Below are 25,012 nucleotides of genomic sequence, written 5' to 3'. Positions count from 1 at the left end.
GAAACAGAAATTTAATATAATGGTTTTAATGTATGAATGAGCTGTTAGGAGGATAGGCCATGAATAAGGAAGAACAGGTCATGAACGGTTTCAGGGAATTATATAATAAGATGGTTTGGCTAAATAAGGATAAGATGGAAGCAGGTCTGAAGGGTTTTAAGTCTTCTGAAGTACATTGTATTGAATATATTGAAAACAATACAGATTCTAACGTGACACAACTTGCAGAGGCTTTTTATGTGACTCGCGGTGCAATAAGTAGAATGACTAAGAAGCTCATAAAAAAAGACCTTATCGAAAGCTATCAAAAGTCGGAAAATAAGAAAGAAATTTATTTTAGGCTTACCGAACAAGGGAAAGAAGTTTATAAAATTCATGAAGAACTGCACAAAGAGTTTCAAGAGCGGGATAAAGCTGTATTTGAGCAAGTAACCGAGGAAGAATTCGACAGTATAATTAACTTCGTGGAAAAGTATAGTAGGCATTTGGATGCAGAAATAAAGAAACAAGGTATACATATTAAGTCATAATAAAGTTGAAGCATTCGGGCTTTTACGGGTAGTTAATCCCGAAAACTAACTTATTTTCCCGTTCATGCGGGATACATTTAAATAATAAAAAGGTAGCCTGTTCATAGTAAGGCTACCTTTTTATTATTGTATTTTTGTTGACTAATCAACAAAACAGAGTTATCATTTTGTTGACAAAGCAACAAAATGTTTTAAGGGGAGAAGTTAAATGTCTATTTTTAAATCACAAAATGAAAGCGAAACTGAAAAAAACATAGATAAACATGCTTTAATATTCGGCCTTATTTCTGTATTTCTTTGTGGAATAGGTTTCAGTATCATTATGCCTGTAGTGCCATTCTTAGTGCAGCCTTATATAAGTAGTCCGGAAGAACAGGCTCTAGTTGTTACGCTACTGACCTCTGTTTATGCGGTTTGCGTGTTTTTTGCTGCTCCTGCACTCGGGGCTTTGAGCGATAAATATGGCCGTCGTCCATTACTTTTAATATGCCTTTTCGGTTCCGCAATCGGGTACTTAGTTTTTGGTATAGGAGGGGCCTTATGGGTACTATTTGCTGGACGCATAATAGAAGGTATAACAGGCGGGAGTATAAGTACAATTTTCGCATATTTTGCAGATATCATTCCTCCAGAACAGAGAACGAAGTACTTTGGATGGGTGAGTGCAGTGGTAGGTGCAGGAACCATTATTGGGCCAACACTTGGGGGATTACTTGCCAAGTTTGGTCATTCTGTACCTTTATATTTTGGAGCGTTCATAACTTTATTAAATGTCTTATATGGGATGAAATATATGCCTGAGAGTCTTGACAAAAATAATAGGTTAAAAGAGATTACTTTTGTAAGGTTAAATCCTTTTGTACAACTTGCAAACATACTTTCCATGAAAAACTTAAAATGGTTACTTGTCTCAGCGTTTTTACTTTGGATACCTAACGGATCTTTACAAGCAATTTTCACACAATTTACGATGGATACTTTTAGCTGGAAGCCTGCACTAATCGGACTTATGTTTTCAATTATGGGCTTTCAAGACATCATTTCACAAGCTTTTATAATGCCAAAGCTTTTGATCAAGCTTAGTGATAAACAAATAGCTATACTTGGAATGGTTTCGGAGATTATTGGCTACAGTTTTATTGCAGCATCTGCTTTGTTTTCCCTATATCCTCTTCTAATCGTTGGGATGTTACTGTTTGGTTTTGGTGACTCAATTTTCGGACCTTCATTCAATGGGATGCTTTCAAAGTCTGTCGATTCTAGTGAACAAGGGAGGATTCAAGGTGGTAGCCAATCTATTCAAGCTTTGGCAAGAATGATTGGTCCAATTATTGGAGGACAAATCTATGTATCACTTGGTCATGCTGCTCCTGCTTTTATGGGGATGATTCTTATAGTAGTTGCAATAGCAGTTTTGTATAAAGGGACGCATGTAACTGTATAAACTATCTGCACTATTATGGTCTTTCTTTATATAAGGATGTTTCTACGGGAATCTTTCCTGAATGAATTGTATAACAGATAAATATAAGAACAAATAATAGGGTGTCAGAACTTAGGAACAAGTACTGGCCCCTATTTGTTTACAGTTTGAGAGCTAAGAAAAATTAAGAATTTATTCTGTAATGCTCTCATGGTGAAGGCTAAATAGAACTATCAATAATTAAAGTTAGCTTTTTTGAAAGTAAAAAGCTATGTAAATGACTAGATAGTTTAATTATGCTTGTGCTGAAGTAAATAATGACTCCATTTTTACTTTGCTCTTTTCTCGAATTTCACTGTCCGCATGGCGCATTACAAATTTATGTGCTATAGCGATTGCTAAAACATCATCTAATAAGCCGATCCCAATAATAGCAGCTATATCTGGAATGAAGTCGATTGCTAATACGTAATAAGATAAAGCAGCTAATATTATGAATTTCGCTTTAGTAGGTAACCCTTTTTTTCTCATTGTGTAGTATAAAATAATACTTTCATATACGCTTGATTTCCCGAGGTTTGCTGAGCTTTTTTTGAATTTTTTCCAAAGGGTCTGTTTCTCCATATAAACACTCCTATTACAAAAACATAGATTTTTTAAAAGGATAGACAAAGAAGTAGGGAAATAATCAATTTTATTGTTTTTTCTTATTGTATATTTCGATATTTATAAGCGAATACCTGTTCAAAATAAAACAATGCTTGTTAAGCGGATACGATTATGGAAATGGATGAAGAGAAAATCTGTTTTGGAAAGCAAATAAGTTTCCGATAGAGGTTTCAATGAATTATTTGCGTTCTGCAACGAAGGCAGAAAAAACTTTTGATTTCTTAATACAAAGCTCGAGAGTTCATATGAAAAATACGTAAAACTTTTAGCGGAAATCTTAAAAGATAACAAGTTATCTGTAGGAAAAGGATTGTGGATTCACTACGATGTGATTAAATATCTTGGCGGTACAGATCATGAAGATCAACTTGATTATTTAAAATCTCATGGGGGATCAGGAGCTCAATCCCGTGCTGATGTACAACGCGCATACAATAATTCTAGTGTGGATGTTTCTGTACCTGAAAGCCACCTAAACCAACAGAAGTACCAACAGCTGTAACCAATGGTATAGCTTATATTGAAGGCTACAACGTTAATTTACGTAAAGGACCAGACACAAGCTATTCTAAGATTCGTCAACTAAATAAATCAGAAGCTTATGTTGAATGGGGCGAAAAGCCTGGTTGGTTAAACCTTGGTGGAGAGCAATGGATTAAGAACAATCCATCCTATGTGAAGTTTAGTAAGAAAAGTACAGTAGATTGTTCTATTGTAGGAAAGCGTGTTGTTTCTAAAGTTAACATTCTACGTTTCTATGATGCTCGATCTTGGCAGGATAAAGACGTGGATGGTTTTGTAGATGTAGGTGAGGTATTTACAATTTTCAGGAAGTTAAATATGGAAGGTTCAGTACAATTTAAGGTGCACAATAGTATAGGGAAAACATATTATATTACGATCAATGAAGTTTATGTATATGTAACTGTATTACTACAGTATAGTACACTCATAGGAGGTAGTTATGTGTTTGATAAAAATGAAATACAAAAGATAAATGGGATACTTCAAGCTAATGCATTAAATCCAAATTTAATTGGCCCTACACTTCCCCCAATCCCACCATTTACTTTACCCACAGGTCCAACAGGAGGGACAGGCCCAACAGGAGTAACGGGTCCAACAGGAGTAACGGGTCCAACAGGAGTAACGGGTCCAACAGGAGTAACGGGTCCAACAGGAGAGACAGGCCCAACAGGAGGAACTGAAGGTTGTCTTTGTGATTGCTGTGTTTTACCTATGCAAAGCGTTTTACAACAACTTATTGGAGAAACTGTTATTCTTGGCACTATTGCAGACACACCCAACACGCCCCCGCTTTTCTTTCTATTTACTATCACTTCTGTGAATGATTTTTTAGTTACAGTTACAGATGGCACCACAACCTTTGTGGTCAATATATCTGATGTAACAGGGGTAGGTTTTTTACCACCAGGACCACCAATTACATTACTTCCACCTACCGATGTAGGATGCGAGTGTGAATGTCGTGAACGACCAATTAGACAATTACTGGATGCGTTTATCGGATCTACAGTAAGTCTTTTAGCAAGTAATGGTTCTATTGCAGCAGATTTTAGCGTGGAACAAACAGGACTTGGGATAGTACTAGGGACATTACCTATAAATCCAACTACAACCGTTAGGTTTGCAATTTCAACTTGTAAAATTACAGCTGTGAATATAACCCCTATTACGATGTAGTCTATTTCTTTCAGAAGTATCTGTTGCTACTCGATAAGAAAAGCACAGTTTATTTGTCCACCTTGAAAACGTATTGTTTTCAAAGTGGACAATCTACGTTTCTAGGATGCTCCATCTTGGAAATATAAAGATGGAGCTGGTTCTGTAGATGCAGGGATTTATGATTGATGCAAAAGTGAGTGTCAATGGTTCGCCACAGTACAAAGCACACAGCAGTAAAGGGAAAACATACTATGTTATTGCAAATGAAGCCTATTTATTCATCTAACGCACTATACCTTCATGAGTAATTAACCATGCCCCCTTACTCTTTCTATATCCTTCATTTGTAAATTTCTTACTACTATATTATTGGCGTACAATATATGGCTAAATGTATCTAAATGGTTTTCTAAACGCACAAAATTCCCAAATTGATATGGTAAGGCTATAAAAATTATAATGAAAAATAATAAATATCTCTAATGCACTATTAGGATTTTTCCATTTTATATTGCAAACCATCTTTCTGAAAGATAAGCTCATATGCTAAATCAAAATGAAGGTTATATAATGCTTTCGTATTACATATTAAATTGTAGAACTTAGTTCCTTGATGTACATATTGGTGTAATTTATTTTGAATTGGTGAAACAATGATTTTTAAAATTACGTTAATATCTTCATTAAAGAAGTTATAGGAGGGAATAACTTGGGCTCATTATTTGATGTAATAGCAGATATAATTTTATTTTATCCTCGAAATGACGTGAAATTAAAACACCATATTGCCAAATTAAGCGAATTTGAGTGGTTTCGAAGGTTACACGAAGATCCGAAATATACAGGTCTAATTTGGAGTAATAGAAAAATTAAGAAGTATATTTTGAATTCGACAAACATGGAAGCATTAATAAAATCCGAGAAAAAACAAAAAGAATTTGTGCATCTAATACACGATGAAAATAAAAAAAGAAGATAAGAATTTTTTTATTTTTCATATTTGGCGAAACAAATGGTACAATGAAAGCTAATGTGAAAAATAAGGAAAAGAAGTGGTCTATTTGAAAAACTTTTTAGAATTAGGAATTAGTGAAACTTTTAATCATACATTACGTGAAAATGGAATTACAGAAGCAACACCGATTCAGGAGAAGGCAATTCCTGTTATTATGTCAGGTAAAGATATTATTGGGCAGGCGAAAACAGGAACGGGTAAAACGTTAGCATTCGTGTTACCGATTTTAGAAAAAATCGATCCAGAGTCTAGTGATGTTCAGGCTTTAATTGTTGCACCAACAAGGGAACTAGCACTGCAAATTACAACTGAAATTAAAAAAATGCTTGTTCAAAGAGAAGATATTAATGTACTAGCGATATATGGCGGACAAGATGTAGCACAACAATTGAGAAAATTAAAAGGTAATACACATATTGTTGTAGCGACACCAGGACGATTATTAGATCATATACGACGTGAAACAATTGATTTAAGTAATCTTTCAACGATTGTACTAGATGAAGCAGATCAAATGCTTTATTTCGGATTCTTATATGATATTGAAGATATTTTAGATGAGACACCTGATAGTAAACAAACGATGTTATTCTCAGCAACGATGCCAAAAGATATTAAAAAATTGGCGAAGCGTTATATGGAAGAGCCGCAAATGATTCAAGTACAAAGTGAAGAAGTAACGGTAGATACAATTGAGCAGCGTGTCATTGAGACGACAGATCGTGCAAAGCCAGATGCACTTCGTTTTGTTATGGATCGTGATCAGCCATTTTTAGCAGTTATTTTCTGTCGTACAAAGGTTAGAGCAAGTAAGCTTTATGATGATTTAAAGGGACTTGGTTATAATTGTGCTGAACTTCATGGTGATATACCTCAAGCGAAACGTGAAAGAGTCATGAAGAGTTTCCGCGAAGCTAAAATTCAGTACTTAATTGCGACTGATGTAGCAGCTCGTGGACTTGATGTAGATGGTGTAACGCACGTATTTAACTTTGATATCCCTGAAGATGTAGAAAGTTATATTCACCGCATTGGCCGAACAGGACGTGCAGGTGGATCAGGTCTTGCAATTACGTTCGTTGCAGCGAAAGATGAAAAACATTTAGAAGAAATTGAAAAAACGCTTGGTGCACCAATACAAAGACAAATAATCGAACAACCGATGATAAAAAATGTAGATGAAAATGGAAAACCGGTACAAAAGCCGGCTCCAAAGAAATCAGGTCAATATCGTCAAAGAGATAGCCGTGAAGGTTCAAGAAGTGGTTCAAAAGGTGGTCCAAGAAACGATTCAAGAAATAGTTCTAGAAATGATAACAATCGATCATTTAATAAGCCAAGTAATAAGAAAAGTAGTACAAAACAAGGTCAGCAAAGACGTGGCCGTTAAATAGTTATTATTCAAAAAGAGTCGCAAAGTGTTGCGGCTCTTTTTTGTTTTTATACAACGAAGTCGATATAAGTACAAGGGTGATTACATAGAAACAACCTTTAAAATTTCATTCACCGTATTAAAAATAAATTTTAAAATTCATAAAGGAAATATAAAGTAGGTTGTTGTATATGTACGATAACAGGAAACTTTTCACATACTAAACATATACTTTAAATAAACCGACAGTCGGTCCGTAGGAAGGAGTACATGAATGAGGATCGTAAAAGAATATGGGGAGCGTAGAAATGAAATTTTAGAAACTGCTGAACGTTTGTTTGTTACAAAAGGGTATACGAAAACTACAGTAAATGACATTTTAAAAGAGATTGGTATAGCAAAGGGGACGTTTTATCATTATTTTAAGTCGAAAGAAGAAGTAATGGATGAAATTATTATGAGGATTATTAAAGCAGATGTTGCTAAAGCGAAAGCAATTGTCTCTAACCCTAATATCCCAGTTTTGGATAAGTTATTTCGAGTTTTAATGGAACAATCACCAAAATCAGGAGATGTAAAAGATAAAATGATTGAACAATTTCATCAGCCAAATAATGCGGAAATGCATCAAAAAAGTATAGTACAATCAATTATTCATTTATCTCCTGTTTTAGCAGAGATTTTAGAACAAGGAATCGCTGAAGGCATATTTTCTACTCCATACCCACAAGAAACGATTGAATTATTACTCTCTTCAGCACAAGTCATATTTGATGAGGGTTTATTCCAATGGAAGCCGGAAGAAATGATGAGGAGGGCTAAAGCTTATATCAAAATGATGGAAGCATCTGTTGGAGCGAAAGAGGGAGCCTTTGATTACATGGTGGAGGTTTTAATCAAACAGAAATAATAATTTTCTGTTTGGATATTATCGACCGACAGTCGGTCTGAATCGAATGAAAGGTGTGATAAGGATGTCAGCCAGTATAAGGTCTTCGATGAAAGATTTTCACTTAATGGTGAGTGGACAAATTATTACTATTTTAGGTTCAACACTTGTACGTTTTGCCCTGTCATTATATGTGCTAGATATAACAGGGCGTGCTGATATATTCGCAGGATTATATGCGGTAACGAGTATTCCGTTTTTACTAGCTCCTCTCGGCGGAGCGATAGCAGATCGTTTCAATCGCCGTAATTTAATGGTTATTTTTGACTTTATCAACGCTGCGATTGTATTAAGCTTTATAGTTTTGTTATTTACTGGACCTGTATCTATTATATTGATTGGAACAATTATGTTTTTACTAGCAGTCGTTAGTGCAATGTATTCACCTGTTGTAATGGCGAGTATTCCGCAATTAGTTCCAGAGAATAAGTTAGAGCAAGCGAACGGTATCGTAAATGGTGTGCAAGCATTGTCAAATATAGTTGCTCCTGTATTAGGAGGAATACTGTACGGTATAATTGGTTTGAAAATGCTCGTAATAATAAGTTGTCTTGCTTTCTTTTTATCTGCGATTTTAGAAATGTTTATTAAAATACCTTTTATAAAAAGAGCACGAGAAAGCCATATAATACCGACAATTGTAAAGGATATGAAAGAAGGATTTATATATGTTTTAAAACAACCATTTATTTTGAAATCTATGCTTTTAGCTGCATTACTAAATTTAATACTTACACCGCTATTTGTTGTTGGCGCTCCAATTATTATACGAGTAACAATGGAAAGTAGCGACACGTTATACGGAATTGGAATGGGATTGATCGATTTTGCTACTATTTTAGGTGCATTATCGATAGGTTTTTTTGCGAAAAAGCTACAGATGAAAACATTGTATTACTGGATGCTTTTAATAGCTTTATTAGTACTACCAATGGCACTATCAGTTACGCCAGTTATTCTTAATTTAGGATACTATCCACCATTTATCCTCTTTATACTTTCTTCTATTCTAATTGCAATGATCGTGACAATTGTATCCATCTATGTGATTACTGTAGTCCAAAAGAAAACACCAAATGAAAACCTAGGAAAAGTAATGGCAATTATAACAGCGGTATCTCAATGTATGGCACCAATTGGGCAAGTCATTTATGGTTTTATGTTTGAAGGATTCAGTATGAAAATTTATTTACCTATATTAGTTATTAGTTTCATAATGATAATAATAGCGATGGTGACGAAGAAAATATTATGGAATGAAGGGAACTAGCTTCATATGATTAGGAGAATGTTAAAAAGAGATTTCTCTCAAAATAAAATGATAATTACCATTCTATTTATGTTTATCATGTTATCAAGTCTTTTAATCGCAAGTGCTTCAAGTAACGTTATAAATCTATTGAACTCAACGGATCAATTGTTTAAAGTATCAAACGCACCGCACTTCGTACAAATGCATGCCGGAGAAATAAACCAAAAGTCAATTGATTCATTTGTAGCGCAAACTCCTTTTGTAAAAAAACAACAAACAGCAGAGATGGTTCAAATAGGCGGATCTAACATTTTTATAAAGAAGAAAAATCAAGCGGAACATAATAGTGTAATGGACATTAGCTTCGTTAAGCAAAATACTATTTTGGACTTTTTATTAGATTTAAATAATGAATTGATCAATGTTAGGAAAGGAGAAATAGGTGTACCAATTTATTATATGCAAAAATATAATTTGCGTATTGGAGATAAAATATGGGTTGTGAAAAATAATAATGAGCTAGAATTTACTATTTCGGCATTTGTTCGTGATGTTCAAATGAACCCATCACTTGTTAGTTCAAAACGATTTGTAATAAGCGATGAAGACTTCGAAAGAATAAAGGGGAATTTTGGAGAAAGTGAATATCTTATTGAATTCCAGCTAACAGATTTAAATAAAATAAATGAATTTGAAAATTTATACCAGTCATCAAACTTACCTCAAAAAGGTCCCTCTATTACGTATTCACTCTTTAAAACACTCAATTCATTAACAGATGGAATAATAGCTGCAGTGCTGATCATTATAAGTGCATTATTAATGCTAATCGCGATTTTATGTATTAGATTTACGATTATGACTTCAATGGAAGAAGATTATCGGGAAATTGGTGTTATGAAAGCTATAGGCATTCAAAGTAAAGATATTCAAAAACTATATGTAACAAAATATGTTGTTATTTCAGCTATCGGATGTATATGTGGATATATCCTTTCGTTATTTGTTACAAAAATATTTACCTCTAACATCGCACTTTATATGGGGACAGCTAATAAAAGTATTTTATATTATGTTGTGCCATTGATAGTCACAACATTGTTATTTCTAGCCGTTATCCTTTTTTGCCGCATCATTTTGCGGAATTTCAGGAGAATTACAGCAATAGACGCTTTACGATCAAGAGATAAACTAGGAAAAAGAAAGATTAGAAGATTTTTTTCTCTCTATCAAACTAAAATTACAAATGTAAATATATTTATTGGTATACAAGATGTAGTGAAACGATTTAAGTTATATCGAGTATTAAGTATCGTTTTAATTATTGCAGTGTTCATGATTGTTGTACCAGTTAACTTTTTGTACACGATTCAGTCACCGCAATTTGTTAATTATATGGGAACAGGAAAGAGTGATATACGAATAGATTTACAGCAATCTGAAAATATAGAAAAACGGTTTAATGACGTTATATCGTATGTCGGAAACGATGAAGAGGTAGAAAAATATGCAGCATTTGTAACGAGTACATTTAAAATGGTGAAAGCTGATGGTACACATGAAAACTTAAATGTAGAAGTGGGAGATTTCGCCCAATTTCCAATAGAATATGTTAAAGGTATGGCACCAAAAAATGAAAATGAGATCGCTCTCTCTTATATGAACGCAAATGAATTAAAAAAGAATATAGGGGATGAAATCGTTTTATTTGTAGAAGGAAAAGAGAAAATGCTAACTATTAGTGGTATATATCAAGATGTAACGAATGGAGGAAAAACAGCTAAAGCGAGTTTTTCTTATAATAAAGAAAATATATTATGGTACGTAGTAAATGTAGATATGAAACCCAAAGTGAATCTACAAGAAAAAGTGAAGGAGTATAAACAAAATTTTAATTCTGCAAAAATAACAGATACGGATAATTATTTATCTCAAACTTTAGGAGAGACAATTAAACAATTAAGACTCGTGACACAAGTGGCAATTTTGATTGCTATATTGATATCGGTTTTAATAACGGCGATGTTTTTTAAAATGTTATTGGTAAAAGATTCTTCGCAAATATTAATTATGAAAAGTATCGGCTTTTCCTACAAAGATATTCGTATACAATATGTTACTCGTTCTATCTCTATAGTATTAGTAGGTATTTTAACAGGGACATTTATAGCTGCTACGTTTGGAGAAACACTAATAAGCTGGTTAGGTTCATTTATGGGAGCAGCTCACATAAAGTTTGTTGTTAATCCGATCATTTCTTATGTAATATGTCCAGCTATTTTATTTATATCTGTGACCGTAGCAACACTTTTCAGTAGTTTTACAGTGAAACAAACAAATGATTTAAAGCTAAATGGGGAGTAGGAGGTGTGTAATTTGAAAAAAATTTTAGAAGTAAAACAATTAAATAAAAAATACGAAATGGATGGAAATAAAACTTACCATATGTTAAAAAATATAAATTTAGAGATTTATGAGGGAGAGTTTATATCGGTTATGGGACCTTCTGGTTCAGGGAAATCGACGTTACTATATAATATTAGCGGAATGGATCAAATGTCATCAGGAAGTGTGAAAGTTGATAGTAAAGAAATAACATGTATGAAAGAAGAAGTGTTAGCAAAATTACGACTCAGCGAAATGGGATTTATTTTTCAACAGAGCAATCTTCTTAGAAATTTGAATCTTTTTGATAATATAGTTTTGCCTGCGTATTTAGCAAAATTTGAGAGCAGGAAAATAATAAATAAACGTGCACTTGAATTGATGAAAAAAACGGGAATTAGTCAAATTGCAACTAATAATATAACTGAAGCATCAGGAGGCGAATTACAAAGGGTATCTATTTGTAGAGCACTCATAAATAAACCTAATATTATTTTTGCTGACGAGCCAACGGGTGCTTTGAATTTAAAAGCGACAGAAAAGGTAATGGATATTTTAGCAAATATAAACCGTATGGGAACTACAATTTTGCTAGTTACTCATGACGTAAAGGTAGCAGCTAAAACAGAAAGAGTTCTTTTTATGGTGGACGGGGAAATTGTTAGCGAAATACAGATGGGTAAGTATAGAAACGATGATTTGAAAGTGCGAGAAGAGCAGTTGTTAAAATGGTTAACCGTACTTGGATTTTAAAGAGATAATATTTTTGACTCCTATTGAATATAGGAGTTTTTTCTTTGTTTAAAAGTTTAAAAAGAGATATAATAATTTTCTGACTATTGATTATGGAGGGGTATAAATGAAAAATGAAACGTTACGTACACAAGAAGATATATTAAAAATGCTTGATTCATTATTAAGACCTGCAGAACCATTTTGGAATGAATTTTATGTGAATAGAGAAAAAGATGTTCCGTTTTTTGAAAATGTTCCAGATGAGAATCTAGTTTCGTATATACAAAAAGAGAGTGTTTCAAAAGGGAAAGTATTAGAACTTGGATGTGGTCCAGGAAGAAACGCAATTTATTTAGCGAATGAGGGATTTGATGTAACAGCAGTAGATTTATCTATAGAAGGTATTAATTGGGCGAAAGAGAGAGCATTAGAAAAAGGAATAGAAATTCACTTTATTTGTGATTCAATTTTTAATTTAGGTGCTCAAAATGAATTTGATTTTGTATACGATTCGGGCTGTTTGCATCACATTCCACCGCATAGAAGAATAAATTATGTGGATTTAATTAAAAACTCATTGAAATCTGGTGGTTATTTCGGATTAACATGTTTTGCAGCTGGCGATTTAGATGAGAGGAATGGATCAGAAATAACGGATTGGGACGTATATAGAGGTTGGAGTTTACAAGGTGGTCTTGCCTATTCGGAAGAAAAATTAAGGGGAATATTTAAAGAGTTTGAAGTGATTGAAATTAGGAAGATGAAACAAATTGAACAACCAAATAATATGTTTGGAGAGTCATTTCTTTGGACAGCATTGTTTAAGAAGAAATAAAAAAATAGAGAATTGACAAATTCATTGTCTTTATAGACAATATATTTATCGGAATGTACGTTCGGTTTTGTTGTCCGATGTCTGTTTTGCATAAATACATAACAAGGGGCTGTCTCTATATGAATAACACAAATCAAAAAATTACTACGTTCTTGATGTTTGAGGGCAAAGCTGAGGAAGCGATGAATTTTTACACATCGCTATTTAATCAATCAGAAATTGTAAGTATCTCTCGTTATGATGAGAATGGACCAGGTAAAGAGGGAACTGTAATTCATGCAACATTCACGCTAAATGGACAAGAGTTCATGTGTATTGATAGTTATGTAAAGCATGATTTTACATTCACTCCAGCTATGTCTCTTTATGTAACTTGTGAGACGGAAGAAGAAATTGAAACGGTCTTTAATAAACTAGCGCAGGATGGAGCAATACTTATGCCTTTAGGTGCCTATCCATTTAGTAAAAAATTTGGCTGGTTAAATGATAAGTATGGTGTATCTTGGCAGTTAACTCTTGCTGGAGATGAATAATTAAAATAATATGGTGATATTAATGTTATAAAAAATAAAAGGGATGATACAAGATAAATATGTATCATCCCTTTTATTTTTTGTTTTACAACCGTCATCGTTTGTATTTATAACGACTTTAGGGGTGCTTTTTAAGTTTTTTATATAATATAAAACTGCTAATTTAATTTTTCAGCTTATCTAGTAATTGAATTCATTAACTGGAAGAAGTATTCAGGCTTATAAGTCTTATTTAGGTTATACCACGAATGTAACGTATCTGGTGCAAATACATCAATTTTTTTCAATACTTCCATTGCAAATTCCAGAGGAGCTACTCCTGATGCAGTAATCAAATTTTCATCACATACTGCAGGTTCCATCTTATAAAGTTGTTCTCCTTTATAATTAGGACAAACCATTTTAATATATTCTAAATCATTGCTTGTATGTTTTCTAGAATCTAGGTATCCCAAATTCGCTAACCCCTCAGTTGCACCACAAATGGCAGCAACAATAGTGCCGAGTTTTAACGCTTCACCAATTTTTTTTAAGATAGGGTGATGAATGCTTTCCCCCCAAGTAGTCCCTCCAGGTAAAACTAAAAGATCGTTACTCTCAAGAGTACATTCATCCAGGGAAATATCTGGCTTTATGCTCAGTCCTCCCATCGTAGTAATAATTTCATTATTAGCTCCTACTGTAACTACCTTTAAAGGGGCTAACTCTTTTTTGAAATATCTTCCTGAGTTTAGTTCTGCAATTAAATGTCCATATTCCCAGTCTGACATCGTATTAAATACATAAAGATAAACTTTTTTTGTTTGCATACAATAACACTCCAATCACAATTGAGTTTTTCAAAAAAATATTAATAAATAAATTTTACAATATTTATCATTTGAATTTAACCTATTTCCTTAAGAATTCTTTAAAAAATAATTTGGATACTTTATTTGAAGGTATGGTTTACGAATTAAACAACCTTCAAAAAATATAATAGTTGAAATTTGTTGGTTTTAGAATGAAGAAATTAGGCTCAATATACCAACTTAATTATTCATAATTGAGTTGTGGTATAATTTACATACAGGGGGAAAGTAGATGACACAACATAAAGAAGAGCAAATGAATGAGGCATTAGCATTATTTTACTTTGCATATAAAACTTTTACAGAAAAACCAGATGAAATAATAAAAGAGTATAGTATACAGCGTGTACATCATAGAATTCTGTTTTTTATCGCTCGTTTTCCAGGGCTTAGTGTAAATGAGCTGCTATCACTTTTAGAAATAAGTAAACAAGCTCTTCACGGACCGTTGCGCCAACTGTTAGATAAAGGACTTATTGAGAGTAATGAAGCTGCACATGATCGTCGTGTGAAACAGCTGTCTTTAACAGAAGAAGGAACAGACTTAGAGAAAAAACTGAGCGATGTTCAAAGAGAACAAATGGGAGCTATTTTCTCACAGTTTGGCGAATCATGTGAAGAAAATTGGCATCAAGTTATGAATGAAATGGCAAATAGCCGTTCAGGATTTGATGCATGGACGTCTAAGCGTGAGATACCAGTAGAATAAAAGATAGAAACAGTATCTTGTTTTGTAGTTTGAAAAATCATAAATTTTTATCTGTATATTTGGCAACTATGGATAAAAAATTCACATTGCCAAAAACTTTATATGTGTACGTATTGAAATTTTAAAATTCATATTTCCGAGAGGGGAATTATAATGATAAAACTTGTACTCATTCGTCACGGACAAAGTTTGTGGAATCTTGAAAATCGATTTACAGGATGGACAGATGTGGATTTATCAAAGAATGGATTAAGTGAAGCGAGAGAAGCAGGAACAATATTAAAAAAGAATGGATATACATTTGATGTTGCGTATACCTCGGTACTAAAACGAGCAATTCGTACATTATGGATTGTACTGCATGAAATGGATCTCACTTGGGTTCCTATACATAACTCATGGAAGTTGAATGAACGCCACTATGGTGCACTACAAGGATTGAATAAAGACGAAACTGCAAAAAAATATGGAGATGAACAAGTTCATATTTGGAGAAGAAGTATAGATGTGAGACCGTCTGCACTTACTGAAGATGATCCTCGATATGAGGCGAACAATCCAAGATATAAAACGTTAAAAAAAGATGAATTCCCATTGACTGAATGTTTAGAGGATACGGAGAAAAGAGTAGTTGATTATTGGCATTCAGAAATTGCACCGTCATTAAAAAGTGGTGAGAAAGTAATTATTTCATCGCACGGTAATACAATTCGTTCGCTAGTGAAATACTTAGACAACCTTTCAAGTGATGGTGTGGTTTCATTAAATATTCCAACTAGCATTCCGCTTGTTTATGAGTTAGATGAAAAATTACGTCCGATTCGTCATTATTACTTAAGTATGGATGGAGAAGTACCTGAAGGGGAAATTCCGAAACATATTTCTTTTTAACATGAAAATTTGAAACGCATGCTTGTCTACATATACAATGTAGATTCATGATAAAGTGAAACTTTAATCAGTGGAGGGTGTTCATCCCGCACTGATTATTAGCCTTCACCAATCGGGCTTTTATGGGCAGTTGATCCCTCACCTAACGTCTTTGCTTTCGCTGAATTTTGAGGTGGGGGGGCTTACTGCCCGTTAATGCGGGATAAAAGACGTGGCCTGCTTCTAATGTATATGCGATGTTGCTAACTTTAGAAGGTTGTCCACGTCTTTTGTCATAAAGAGAGCTGTTTGTGCATGTAATGGTATCGTGAGTAGTTTTGGAATGGAGGGTGATGTGATTGACGATCTCTAACATTCGAATTGGCTTATTTATTTTAGCAATCGTCTTTATTGTTCTTGTTTTCTTTTATTGGAGAAATGAAGAGTTGTACGAGGAGAAGAAACAACGAATTCGAAAAACGTGGTACGGTTTGTTCATAACATCAGTCACAGTTTATTTCACGATAAAAGGAATAGATTTAACCCTCTGGAAAAATCTTTTAATGTTTACTGCGATGGTAATTTTCGTTGATATTGCATTCATTTTGACACCAAATATTTCAGAAATATGGGGCGCAAAATTCAGCGATATTGGAAAGACGGTCCAATCAATTAAAAGGTCATTAATTGCTTCAAAAGCAAGAGGAGAAATATATACGACAATTATTCAAAATGTGAATCCAACAGCCTTTGGGACAATGGAATGGCATACGGAAGAGGAATATACAAAAAGCTTAAACACATTTTTAGATTCATATGGGGAAAAGATTGGTGCGAAAATTGTTGTATTTGAAGCGGTGAAGGAATTAAATACAAACTTTCGTGGTATCCGCTCTCAATTTAGTATTATTGTTCCATTAGAACACATCGAGCAATTGAATGAGCAGAAAGCGGTGCAAGTAGAAAATGTCGGAATTATACCAGCAAAAATAGTTAGTGATGTTTTCATTGTTATTGATGGGAAGAAAAATAACCTTCAAGATCGAGATTTTGAAAATGTATATAATTTAACAATTCATCATAGTTATTTTAGTAAATAAGGACAGAATCTTTTTCTGTCCTTTTCACCTATACATAAAGGGAGAACAAATTCAGACAAGCTTGTATAAAATTGGACAATCATTCCTACACTAGCACGTAGAGGTGATTGTAGTGATAAAAGATTATGACAATGATTTTTTTAAAGAAGATAATGAAGATACAACAGATTTCTCTTTAATAAAAGGAGATACTTTGCAGCAAGTAGAAGAGTTAGAAGAAGAATTAAAAAGAAAATGATACGTGTACACTCTGTCTGCATTTGCTATATAATATAAATAAAAGGTTGTATCTTTTTGAAAAGGGGGAGAAGAGATGGCAGAAGTAAATGCTCAAAAATCTTCGTTTTTTAAAACTAAAAAAGAAGAATCAAATACAGATTTCTCTCTTGTGAAAGGTGCATTAACAGAAAATATAAATCGTTTAGAAAAACTTATGGATAGTAATAGTTCGAAATATGCTCGAGTGAAAAAAATAAAGGAAAATGCATAAGAGCATTTTCCTTTATTTTTCATTTTGCATTAAACTTTTCTTTTACTTTTAAAGGTAAATCCGCTTTTTGAATTTCTTCATAGGATTTTACTTCAATCGATGATATTTCATTTTTATCTTTATTTTCTTGGTCTACATAAATGCACAAAAATGCCTTTTCATTTAATTTTTGATCGTTTGATTGTTTTTTACTTCTAAATGTAATTTGTTTTCTTACTCCATCTTCATCATATGCCGGCAATGTGTAGTTCCGTAAGTTTCTACCTTCTATCTTTTCAATAAACCCTTCACCTTTTATCTGTACGTAATATACATCCTTACCGATTCTATTTAGAGAAGCTCTTTCACACCCGATAGTTAAGTTGCAAAATAATAAACTTAGTGTAATAACAGATAAAATTTTTTTCATTTTCATTATCTCCTTTAAATTATGTATTTAAAGTATACGATTATTTTTTTTATAGAAAAATCGATTTTGATTACAGCACTCTTACAATCTTGTAAGAGTATAGCTTATTTACACTAAATTAAAAAATATGAGGATGGAATGAATAGGTTATAATGAATTTTTGAAATCTTAAAATAAAAGTAAAATAATGAATCATGGTATAATAATAAAGGACGTACATATTATTTTGTCAATTGGAGAGGAGCTTAAAAATGTATTCTACTTTAGAACAATTAACAAAGCACCCTGTATTTTATCATTTTGCAGAAATTTCAAAGATTCCTAGAGGATCAGGTAATGAAAAAGAAATTAGTGATTACTTAGTGAGTTTCGCAAAGGAACGTAATTTAGAAGTTATTCAAGACGAAGCATTAAATGTCATTATAAAAAAAGAAGCTACTTCTGGTTATGAGAATGTTCCAGCTATTATCATTCAGGGGCACTCTGATATGGTGTGTGAAAAAAACCAAGCGACAGTTCATGATTTTGAGAAAGATCCAATTGAATTAAGAATTATTGGAGATATGTTATATGCAAACGAAACTACTTTAGGTGCGGATAATGGTATTGCCGTTGCATATGCATTAGCATTATTAGATTCAACAGACATCCCGCATCCAGCTTTAGAAGTTGTTATTACAACTGAAGAAGAAACGACAATGGGCGGTGCATTCGCTGTTGATTCAAATCATTTTGACGGAAAAATATTTATTAATATTGATTCTGAAGAAGATCATAAATTACTAGTGAGTAGCGCAGGTGGTGCGAAAGCAGTTGAAACGATTTCAGTGATTTGGGATGAAGCGTCAGTAGATATGGACACATACCGACTATATGTTGGGGGACTTAAAGGTGGACATTCTGGTTTGGAAATTGATAAACAACGCGGTAATGCGAATAAAGTATTAGGACGAGTTTTACGTGATTTATCACTTCACATTCAGTTTAATATGAGTGAAGTTCATGGCGGCTTAAAAACAAATGCAATTCCGCGTGAAAGTGTAGCTACAATTTTATTACGTGCAGAAGATGTACAGCAAGTAGAAGAAAAACTAAAATCATGGACACGTATGTTACAAGAAGAGCTACGTGCTGTTGATCCGGATGTTCATGTTTCACTTACAAAAGTAGAAGAAAAGGCGGAAAAAGTCTTTTCTAAAGAAACACAAAAACAGCTTATTTCTTCATTATTCTTAATTCCAAATGGTATACAAAGTATGAGCATGGATATTAAAGGTCTTGTAGAAAGCTCAACTAATTTAGGAGTTATTCAAACACTGCAAGATGAGATTAAATTACGAAGCGAAGTGAGAAGTTCTGTAAGTAGCTTAAAACAACATATTGTAGATGAAATTAAGTATATTGCGGAATTAGTAGGGGCAACATTTGAAAAAGAGTCTGAATATCCAGAGTGGCCATATAATCCTAATTCGCCTATCCGTAATCTATTCGAAAAAGTGCACCAAGAAAAATACAGCAAAGATGCTGAAATCTTCGCAGTACATGCAGGAATTGAGTGCAGTGTATTTGTTCAAAAAATGCCTGAGTTAGATGCTATTTCATTCGGTCCAGATATCTTTAATGTTCACACTCCAGATGAACATATTAGTATTTCTTCTGTTGTGAATAACTGGGGATTTTTCGTTGATGTAATGCAGGGAACGAAAGAATTAGCTAAGTAATAAAAGACGGAATAAAAAGCAGCCTAAATTTATAGGTTGCTTTTTTGTATAGAATTTTATGTGAAGCAAAATAATGGCCAAGAAATTTACCTATTGTTGATTTAAAATAAAGTTTGATAAAAAGATCTATTTTGCAGAGTATCTCTTTCTTCAACAATCGGGCCATTTAATTGAATAAGACTACACAAAAAGTCGCTTTCCTTTACCTAAGGAAAGCGACTTTTTAGATTGGTTTTCCCCTTATTATCAAGCTTTTTACTTTAAGTTCCTTTGACTAATAAGGTTTACTTCAGTAAAATAAGGTATATTATATTTGTTGAATAGATTCTCTTTAAAGACAAGAAAAGTAGGTGAACAAAGTGGGGAAATATCAATTGGATTACAAAGGTCAGGCAGCTGTGGCAAAGTTTCATGAAAAACAGACGCCTGCCAAATTTGATAAAAAGCAGCAACTTGAAAAATTGCGTGCGGAGTATTTGGAAAAGAAGCAAAAACAAACAGATAAATAATACGTTATGTTTTTCTGAATTTTCTTTATGTAATGCAAACAAACACAAGAAAATAGGTAAGTTATTCATCGTTCAAATATATACAGGCTATTTTTTCAAGCCTCTTACTTAATGAACTAAAAAGTCGATTCCTTGAGATGGAAATCGGCTTTTTTAATAAGTGACATTTCCTTAGCGTTGTAAATCCGCATTTTCCTGATACTACCCCAAGAAGTAATTGAGGATAATGTATATACCACAGTCGGGCGCTTTAATTGAGTAAGGTTCACAAAAATTATCAAACTTTTTTATAAAAGGATGATTCAATTGAATATAGAAAAAGCGTGTTTTGATCAATCTTTTTTTCAAAACACGCTTTTTCTATTCGCTCTTTTATCAAGGTTTATTAAGTTAATTTAATCAAACTTTATTCAAAAGCTACACCTATGTAAAGTTCTACTGTAATATTATACCCCCCCCTTGATAAGGAGAAAGTATTACTACACAAGTGTCATGTGAATTTCATGTACCGTAATTTAAATAAAAAAATAAAGAGTTTCAAAAAAATATAAAATGGTTTTCTTGTCCGCACTCTCGGATTTATTATAACTTGGTTAATTTGACTTGTGTAATTTATTACGTTATGATTTTTCATTATAACTGAAAGGCTTGAAGATAATGATTCGTCGTTTGAAAAAGTTTAAAAATGTCGCTGTCGTATTAAGCTTCTAAGTAAATTGCAAAAATCTACAATACTTAGAAGCGAGGAATATAGTTATGAAGCATCCATTATTTAATCATTGGTCTGAAACAAAGTATTTAAAAGATATAGTAACAAATCCACTCATTGAAGTAGGAGAGTACTCCTATTATTCAGGGTATTATGGAAATCAAAATTTTGAAGATGGTTGTGTAAGGTATTTATGGGGCGATGCTAAGTCCCAAGCACTGTTCAATCCAATTGAACAGATGGGTTGGCATCTTGATAAACTTATTATTGGAAATTATGTTTGTATTGCAAGTGGCGTTATCATTTTAATGGGTGGTAATCATAATCATCACTCAGAATGGATTACAGTGTATCCATTCGCTGAGCAAATAGAACATTCATATGAACCGAAGGGCGATACAATCATTAAAAGTGATGCCTGGATTGGAATGAATGCTATTATAATGCCAGGCGTTACAATCGGTGAAGGTGCTATCGTTGCAGCAGGATCTGTCGTAAGTAAAGATGTTCCGCCATATACGATAGTGGGCGGTAATCCTGCTAAGGAAATAAAGAAACGGTTCACTGATACAGAAATGAATATGCTAATGGAAATGCGTTGGTATGATTGGGATAGAGAGTTGATTGAGAAGGCAATTCCTCTTTTATCTAGTCCAGCCATTGAACCATTATTTGCTTTTTATAAAAATGAAGTAAAAAATAAATAAATCAGCTAGAAAAACTACATTCAATATAGGATGTAGTTTTTTTATTATTTGTACTAGAAACAATTATGAAATAATCTCCCCATTATGGTTTAGTTTTTATAAATTATCTTAAGAAAAATTAAGAAATATAACCAGTAGTTCTTAATATGTTTTATTTATAATTCAAATGATTACACAAAATTGTTTCTTCATTTTCCCTTCAAGGTGTTCCATCACGAATTACTCGCCCGGAGGTAGAAAAGGTAGCTTATATGTTAGAAGTTTCAGCGATACTCCAAAAGCATCCACCTGAAGTATCTAGTGGGCAGCAACATGTATACTTGTGCATGAGCCAGCCATTATAAAGTTTATAATGGCTGCAGCAATAATTCTTTTTTGTGAGATGGCGAAAAGGGATTTTTTATGTGCAATTCATTGTGTTTTCTTAACAAAACACCTAGTGCTTTCTTATCTTAAAGGGGAACATATTTATTACTTAGATTGTCTATTACGTGTATTACTAAAAATGGATATTCAAATTAAATACAATAAATCCCGTTTGATACCTATTTTTATGTATTACAAAAGTATGAAAGGACTTATTATTTTGAAAAATAAAAGGATGTGTATTGGTGGTGGACAAGTTTAATACTTTTACAGATGAAGCATTGCAAGTGGAAACGAAAAAGACATAACTCAAACAGTAGCTTATCAATCATACAAACGTAGGAGGATATATATGATGAAACCAGTTGTAGACGTGAAAAACGTTCAAAAAGTGTACGGTAAAAAAGCTGAGAATCAATCACACGCATTAAAAGGTGTTTCATTCTCGATTCAAGAGGGGGAGTTTGTCGGTATTATGGGGCCATCTGGTTCTGGCAAAACAACATTATTAAATGTAATTTCAACACTTGATAAAGCGACAGGTGGTGTTATTGAAATTGCAGGAACGGATATTACGAAAATGAAACAAGGTGAGCTTTCAGATTTCCGTTCACAAAAATTAGGGTTCATTTTCCAAGATTTTAACTTATTAGAGAACTTATCTATTTATGAAAACATTGCACTTCCACTTTCCCTTCAAGGTGTTCCATCACGAAATATTGGGCCGAAAGTAGAAAGGGTAGCTGATATGTTAGGAATTTCAGTAATACTTCAAAAGTATCCATCTGAAGTATCTGGTGGACAGAAACAGCGTTCAGCAGCAGCACGTGCACTTGTGCATGAGCCGGCAATTATTTTAGGGGACGAGCCAACAGGAGCTCTTGATTCTAAAAATGCAACAAGTTTACTTGATGCAATGACAAACTTAAATAAAAAACAAGGTGTATCTATTATGATGGTTACACATGATCCATACAGTGCAAGTTACTGTCAGCGTATTTTATTCATTCAAGATGGTGAGTTATATAAAGAAATTCACCGTAATGGTACACGTGAAGAGTTTTACAAAGAAATTTTAGACGTGCTTGCAGACTTAGGCACACAAAAAGCATAAGAAAGGAGGTTTGGGCATGTTATTTAAACTTTCCATGTCAGGGCTAAAAAGTAAGTTACAAGATTATATTGTATTACTTATTGGTCTAATTGTATCTATTTCAACTTTCTATATGTTTCAAACGCTATCACTAAATAAAACGTTCCTTGAATCTAATGCAAACGTTGGTCCTATTGTATTAATATTCCAAATAGGTTCCTTTTTATTAGCGATTGTAACATTTTTTTACATTATGTATGCAAACTCTTTCTTATTATCTCTTCGCCAAAAAGAGTTTGGTATGTATATGATGTTAGGAGCAAAAAAGTATAAAGTTACATTACTGATGTTCCTTGAAACAATTGTATTAGGTGCGGCATCACTTGTAATTGGGATCACAATTGGTGTAGGACTTGCAGAAGGTATCGGACAGTCATTAATGAAACAATTGGAGTTAACTGGAGAAGGTTACAAAGCTTTGTACATTCCATCTATGGTTGCTACTTGCATCTTCTTCTTTGCATTATTTGTACTATCAGCAAGTATGAATAGTATTAAATTATCACGTATTTCTGTATTACAACTTGTACATGCAGATGCACAAACAGAGCATGTCGCGGTAAAAGGAAAAATGACAGTTGTAGTTGCATTCCTTGGTCTGATTTTGTTAGGTATTGGTTATGCATCACTGCTCTATATACCACAGGCAAAAAATCTAGGAACCGTTCCTACATTAATGGCTCTTGGATTAATCGCAGCAACTGTTAGTACTTACATGTTGTTTGGATCACTTCTCCCAGTTATGATTAAAAAATTAAAAAGTAATAAAAAGCGTAGTGAAAAAAGGCTTAATGCTTTTACCTTTGCTCAATTAAACTTCCGCATTAATGGCCTAACAAATGTGCTTGCGACGGTAGCGATCTTAGTAGCCCTTGGAGCAGGTGGAATTGCGTGTGGTATGGCATTTAAAAATGACGTTTTAAAGCAGACTGATAAAGGAACAATTTACGATTCGGTAGTTCATAATCCAACAGCAGAAGAAAAGAACATTTTGAGTAGTATTTTATTTCAAGAGAAACTTGAATATCGTTACAAAGTAGATGATAAGTATGTTTATTATATAAAAGAAGAGCTAGAGAACAATCGTCCTTTAGTAAAAGATAGAAAAAATGAGAAGATAATGAAAGTTTCAGAAGAGATTCCCATGGATGCATTTGCATTGTCAAGACAATGGGGTAAAGAGGATGCGGAATCAAAACAATGGAGAGAAGCTTTCGAAACAATTCAGCCAAATTATATACATCCTGATCATAAAATAAAAATTGTAGATCAAAACATATACGATAGTATGAAAGATACAGAAAATACGGTGTTTATTGGGAAAACAGATGTTTTTGGAGCATACGTAAAAGAATGGAAAAAAATTGATGAATTGCAGGTAGTTAAATATAAAAATGTGAAAGTGGAAGAACTGGATAGTAAGTATCAAACATATAAGGTGAATCAAAGTTTTTCCAGCGGACTAATGTTTATGGGGTTCTTCGTTGGAATTGCGTTTTTAGCAATGATGGCAAGTTGCTTAATGTTTAAAATTCTATCTGGCGCATCTAAAGATAGTATACGTTATCAAATGCTTCGTAAAATTGGTGTTCGCCGGGAATTATTAACACAATCGATTTATAAGGAGTTATCCTTCGTATTCTTAGTCCCAGCAATTATCGGTATTGTTCACATATTAGTTGGTATGAATATGTTTGGCCCTCTTTTAATCGATCCGTATTTTCGAATTTGGTTACCAATTGTTATTTTCATAGTGATTTACTCAATTTACTACTGGATTACAGTTCAATTGTATAAAAGAATTGTACTTCCGAAAGAAGGTTAATGTAATAATGTTATGTATACTAAGTATCATCATAATTGCCCCCCGTTATGATGAAGGGAAAGGCAGTGGGAAAATAGTATCGTTCCTACATTGAGTACTACTTTAACCTTATTTGTAGGAACTCTTGCACTATCCCCTTACAATAAAATTGAATAATCATCCCATATTAATTGTTAACTATAACCGGAATTTTGACAGGATGGAACAAT

25 protein-coding genes and 3 pseudogenes are annotated in these 25,012 nt (G+C 33.2%); 24 read left to right on the top strand and 4 right to left on the bottom strand.

Annotated elements, in window-relative coordinates; genetic code table 11:
• Positions 1–59: 59 nt before the first annotated feature.
• Together MR155_RS24915 and MR155_RS24910 are read left to right on the top strand one after the other, a co-directional pair.
• Positions 60–530, top strand: coding sequence for a MarR family transcriptional regulator (locus MR155_RS24915; protein WP_242311342.1), 471 nt, complete (start codon positions 60–62; stop codon positions 528–530).
• Between the two features lie 208 nt (positions 531–738).
• Positions 739–1,974, top strand: a complete 1,236-nt coding sequence (locus MR155_RS24910; protein ID WP_242311341.1) for an MFS transporter — start codon at positions 739–741, stop codon at positions 1,972–1,974.
• 273 nt (positions 1,975–2,247) lie between these two features.
• Here the strand turns inward: MR155_RS24910 and MR155_RS24905 are convergent, their stop codons facing one another.
• Positions 2,248–2,577 carry a YkvA family protein gene (locus MR155_RS24905; protein ID WP_078174372.1) on the bottom strand — a complete coding sequence of 110 codons (330 nt, stop codon included), beginning with the start codon at positions 2,575–2,577 and terminating at the stop codon, positions 2,248–2,250.
• Between the two features lie 271 nt (positions 2,578–2,848).
• Here MR155_RS24905 and MR155_RS32070 point away from each other — a divergent pair.
• The 3 genes and pseudogenes from MR155_RS32070 to MR155_RS24895 all read left to right on the top strand — a co-directional run.
• A pseudogene (locus tag MR155_RS32070) lies at positions 2,849–3,546 on the top strand (N-acetylmuramoyl-L-alanine amidase); the annotation flags it as partial.
• Between the two features lie 42 nt (positions 3,547–3,588).
• A complete protein-coding gene (locus MR155_RS24900; RefSeq protein WP_313897565.1) occupies positions 3,589–4,326 on the top strand; it encodes an exosporium leader peptide-containing protein in 738 nt (245 codons plus the stop codon).
• A 66-nt stretch (positions 4,327–4,392) separates the two neighbouring features.
• Positions 4,393–4,594: pseudogene (locus tag MR155_RS24895) on the top strand (N-acetylmuramoyl-L-alanine amidase); the annotation flags it as partial.
• 216 nt (positions 4,595–4,810) lie between these two features.
• Here the strand turns inward: MR155_RS24895 and MR155_RS24890 are convergent.
• Positions 4,811–4,999 (bottom strand): annotated as a pseudogene (locus MR155_RS24890) (hypothetical protein); the annotation flags it as partial.
• A gap of 18 nt (positions 5,000–5,017) precedes the next feature.
• Between MR155_RS24890 and MR155_RS24885 the strand changes: the two are divergent.
• The 8 genes from MR155_RS24885 (at position 5,018) to MR155_RS24850 (ending at position 13,384) form a co-directional block, all read left to right on the top strand.
• Positions 5,018–5,287 (top strand): hypothetical protein, encoded by a 270-nt coding sequence (locus tag MR155_RS24885; protein ID WP_242248765.1) that lies wholly within the window; start codon positions 5,018–5,020, stop codon positions 5,285–5,287.
• A 73-nt stretch (positions 5,288–5,360) separates the two neighbouring features.
• Entirely contained in the window at positions 5,361–6,713 is a 1,353-nt protein-coding gene (locus MR155_RS24880) for a DEAD/DEAH box helicase (protein ID WP_002141774.1), read from the top strand.
• Between the two features lie 256 nt (positions 6,714–6,969).
• Positions 6,970–7,605, top strand: a complete 636-nt coding sequence (locus tag MR155_RS24875) for a TetR/AcrR family transcriptional regulator (protein WP_002069302.1) — start codon at positions 6,970–6,972, stop codon at positions 7,603–7,605.
• A 46-nt stretch (positions 7,606–7,651) separates the two neighbouring features.
• Positions 7,652–8,914 (top strand): MFS transporter, encoded by a 1,263-nt coding sequence (locus MR155_RS24870; RefSeq protein ID WP_277929111.1) that lies wholly within the window; start codon positions 7,652–7,654, stop codon positions 8,912–8,914.
• A 6-nt stretch (positions 8,915–8,920) separates the two neighbouring features.
• Positions 8,921–11,260, top strand: coding sequence for an ABC transporter permease (locus tag MR155_RS24865; RefSeq protein WP_219302273.1), 2,340 nt, complete (start codon positions 8,921–8,923; stop codon positions 11,258–11,260).
• Between the two features lie 12 nt (positions 11,261–11,272).
• Complete coding sequence (locus MR155_RS24860; RefSeq protein WP_242311339.1) at positions 11,273–12,034, top strand: ABC transporter ATP-binding protein; 762 nt, start codon at positions 11,273–11,275, stop codon at positions 12,032–12,034.
• 106 nt (positions 12,035–12,140) lie between these two features.
• Entirely contained in the window at positions 12,141–12,851 is a 711-nt protein-coding gene (locus MR155_RS24855; protein WP_242311338.1) for a class I SAM-dependent methyltransferase, read from the top strand.
• 119 nt (positions 12,852–12,970) lie between these two features.
• Positions 12,971–13,384, top strand: coding sequence for a VOC family protein (locus MR155_RS24850; RefSeq protein ID WP_219302276.1), 414 nt, complete (start codon positions 12,971–12,973; stop codon positions 13,382–13,384).
• A 176-nt stretch (positions 13,385–13,560) separates the two neighbouring features.
• Here MR155_RS24850 and MR155_RS24845 read toward each other — a convergent pair whose 3' ends face one another.
• Positions 13,561–14,193 (bottom strand): type 1 glutamine amidotransferase family protein, encoded by a 633-nt coding sequence (locus MR155_RS24845; protein ID WP_219302277.1) that lies wholly within the window; start codon positions 14,191–14,193, stop codon positions 13,561–13,563.
• A 274-nt stretch (positions 14,194–14,467) separates the two neighbouring features.
• On the opposite strand from MR155_RS24845, the gene MR155_RS24840 reads away from it, so the two are divergent.
• The 5 genes from MR155_RS24840 to spoIISB all read left to right on the top strand — a co-directional run bounded on the left by MR155_RS24840 (position 14,468) and on the right by spoIISB (position 17,404).
• Entirely contained in the window at positions 14,468–14,944 is a 477-nt protein-coding gene (locus MR155_RS24840) for a MarR family winged helix-turn-helix transcriptional regulator (protein WP_002017049.1), read from the top strand.
• 153 nt (positions 14,945–15,097) lie between these two features.
• Positions 15,098–15,835, top strand: a complete 738-nt coding sequence (gene gpmA / locus MR155_RS24835) for a 2,3-diphosphoglycerate-dependent phosphoglycerate mutase (protein ID WP_242311337.1) — start codon at positions 15,098–15,100, stop codon at positions 15,833–15,835.
• Positions 15,836–16,173: 338 nt separating this feature from the next.
• Positions 16,174–16,914: a type II toxin-antitoxin system SpoIISA family toxin gene (locus MR155_RS24830; protein ID WP_002032139.1), complete on the top strand. Its 741-nt coding sequence runs from the start codon at positions 16,174–16,176 to the stop codon at positions 16,912–16,914.
• A gap of 112 nt (positions 16,915–17,026) precedes the next feature.
• Positions 17,027–17,152 (top strand): hypothetical protein, encoded by a 126-nt coding sequence (locus tag MR155_RS24825; protein WP_000588712.1) that lies wholly within the window; start codon positions 17,027–17,029, stop codon positions 17,150–17,152.
• A 75-nt stretch (positions 17,153–17,227) separates the two neighbouring features.
• A complete protein-coding gene (spoIISB, locus tag MR155_RS24820; RefSeq protein ID WP_002017052.1) occupies positions 17,228–17,404 on the top strand; it encodes a stage II sporulation protein SB in 177 nt (58 codons plus the stop codon).
• Positions 17,405–17,423: 19 nt separating this feature from the next.
• Here the strand turns inward: spoIISB and MR155_RS24815 are convergent, their stop codons facing one another.
• A complete protein-coding gene (locus MR155_RS24815) occupies positions 17,424–17,813 on the bottom strand; it encodes a YxeA family protein (RefSeq protein ID WP_002085522.1) in 390 nt (129 codons plus the stop codon).
• A 251-nt stretch (positions 17,814–18,064) separates the two neighbouring features.
• Between MR155_RS24815 and MR155_RS24810 the strand changes: the two genes are divergently transcribed.
• The 6 genes from MR155_RS24810 (at position 18,065) to MR155_RS24780 (ending at position 24,803) form a co-directional block, all read left to right on the top strand.
• Complete coding sequence (locus tag MR155_RS24810; protein WP_016102002.1) at positions 18,065–19,534, top strand: aminoacyl-histidine dipeptidase; 1,470 nt, start codon at positions 18,065–18,067, stop codon at positions 19,532–19,534.
• Positions 19,535–19,893: 359 nt separating this feature from the next.
• On the top strand, positions 19,894–20,043 hold the full coding sequence (locus MR155_RS24805; protein WP_187770547.1) for a hypothetical protein: 150 nt from the start codon (positions 19,894–19,896) through the stop codon (positions 20,041–20,043).
• 756 nt (positions 20,044–20,799) lie between these two features.
• On the top strand, positions 20,800–21,459 hold the full coding sequence (locus tag MR155_RS24800) for a CatB-related O-acetyltransferase (RefSeq protein WP_061675943.1): 660 nt from the start codon (positions 20,800–20,802) through the stop codon (positions 21,457–21,459).
• Positions 21,460–21,811: 352 nt separating this feature from the next.
• The gene (locus MR155_RS24790; protein WP_242311366.1) at positions 21,812–22,087 is read left to right on the top strand and encodes a hypothetical protein; all 276 of its coding nucleotides are present in this window, start codon (positions 21,812–21,814) and stop codon (positions 22,085–22,087) included.
• Positions 22,088–22,177: 90 nt separating this feature from the next.
• A complete protein-coding gene (locus MR155_RS24785) occupies positions 22,178–22,939 on the top strand; it encodes an ABC transporter ATP-binding protein (protein ID WP_242311336.1) in 762 nt (253 codons plus the stop codon).
• 16 nt (positions 22,940–22,955) lie between these two features.
• Positions 22,956–24,803, top strand: a complete 1,848-nt coding sequence (locus tag MR155_RS24780; protein ID WP_242311335.1) for an FtsX-like permease family protein — start codon at positions 22,956–22,958, stop codon at positions 24,801–24,803.
• The last annotated feature ends 209 nt before the right edge of the window (positions 24,804–25,012 follow it).

The sequence above is a fragment of the Bacillus cereus group sp. BfR-BA-01331 genome (assembly GCF_022663915.1).
Classification (GTDB): Bacteria; Bacillota; Bacilli; order Bacillales; family Bacillaceae_G; genus Bacillus_A; species Bacillus_A mycoides.
The sequence above is the reverse complement of the archived record's forward strand: the minus strand, read 5'-3'. Positions and strand labels throughout refer to the sequence as shown.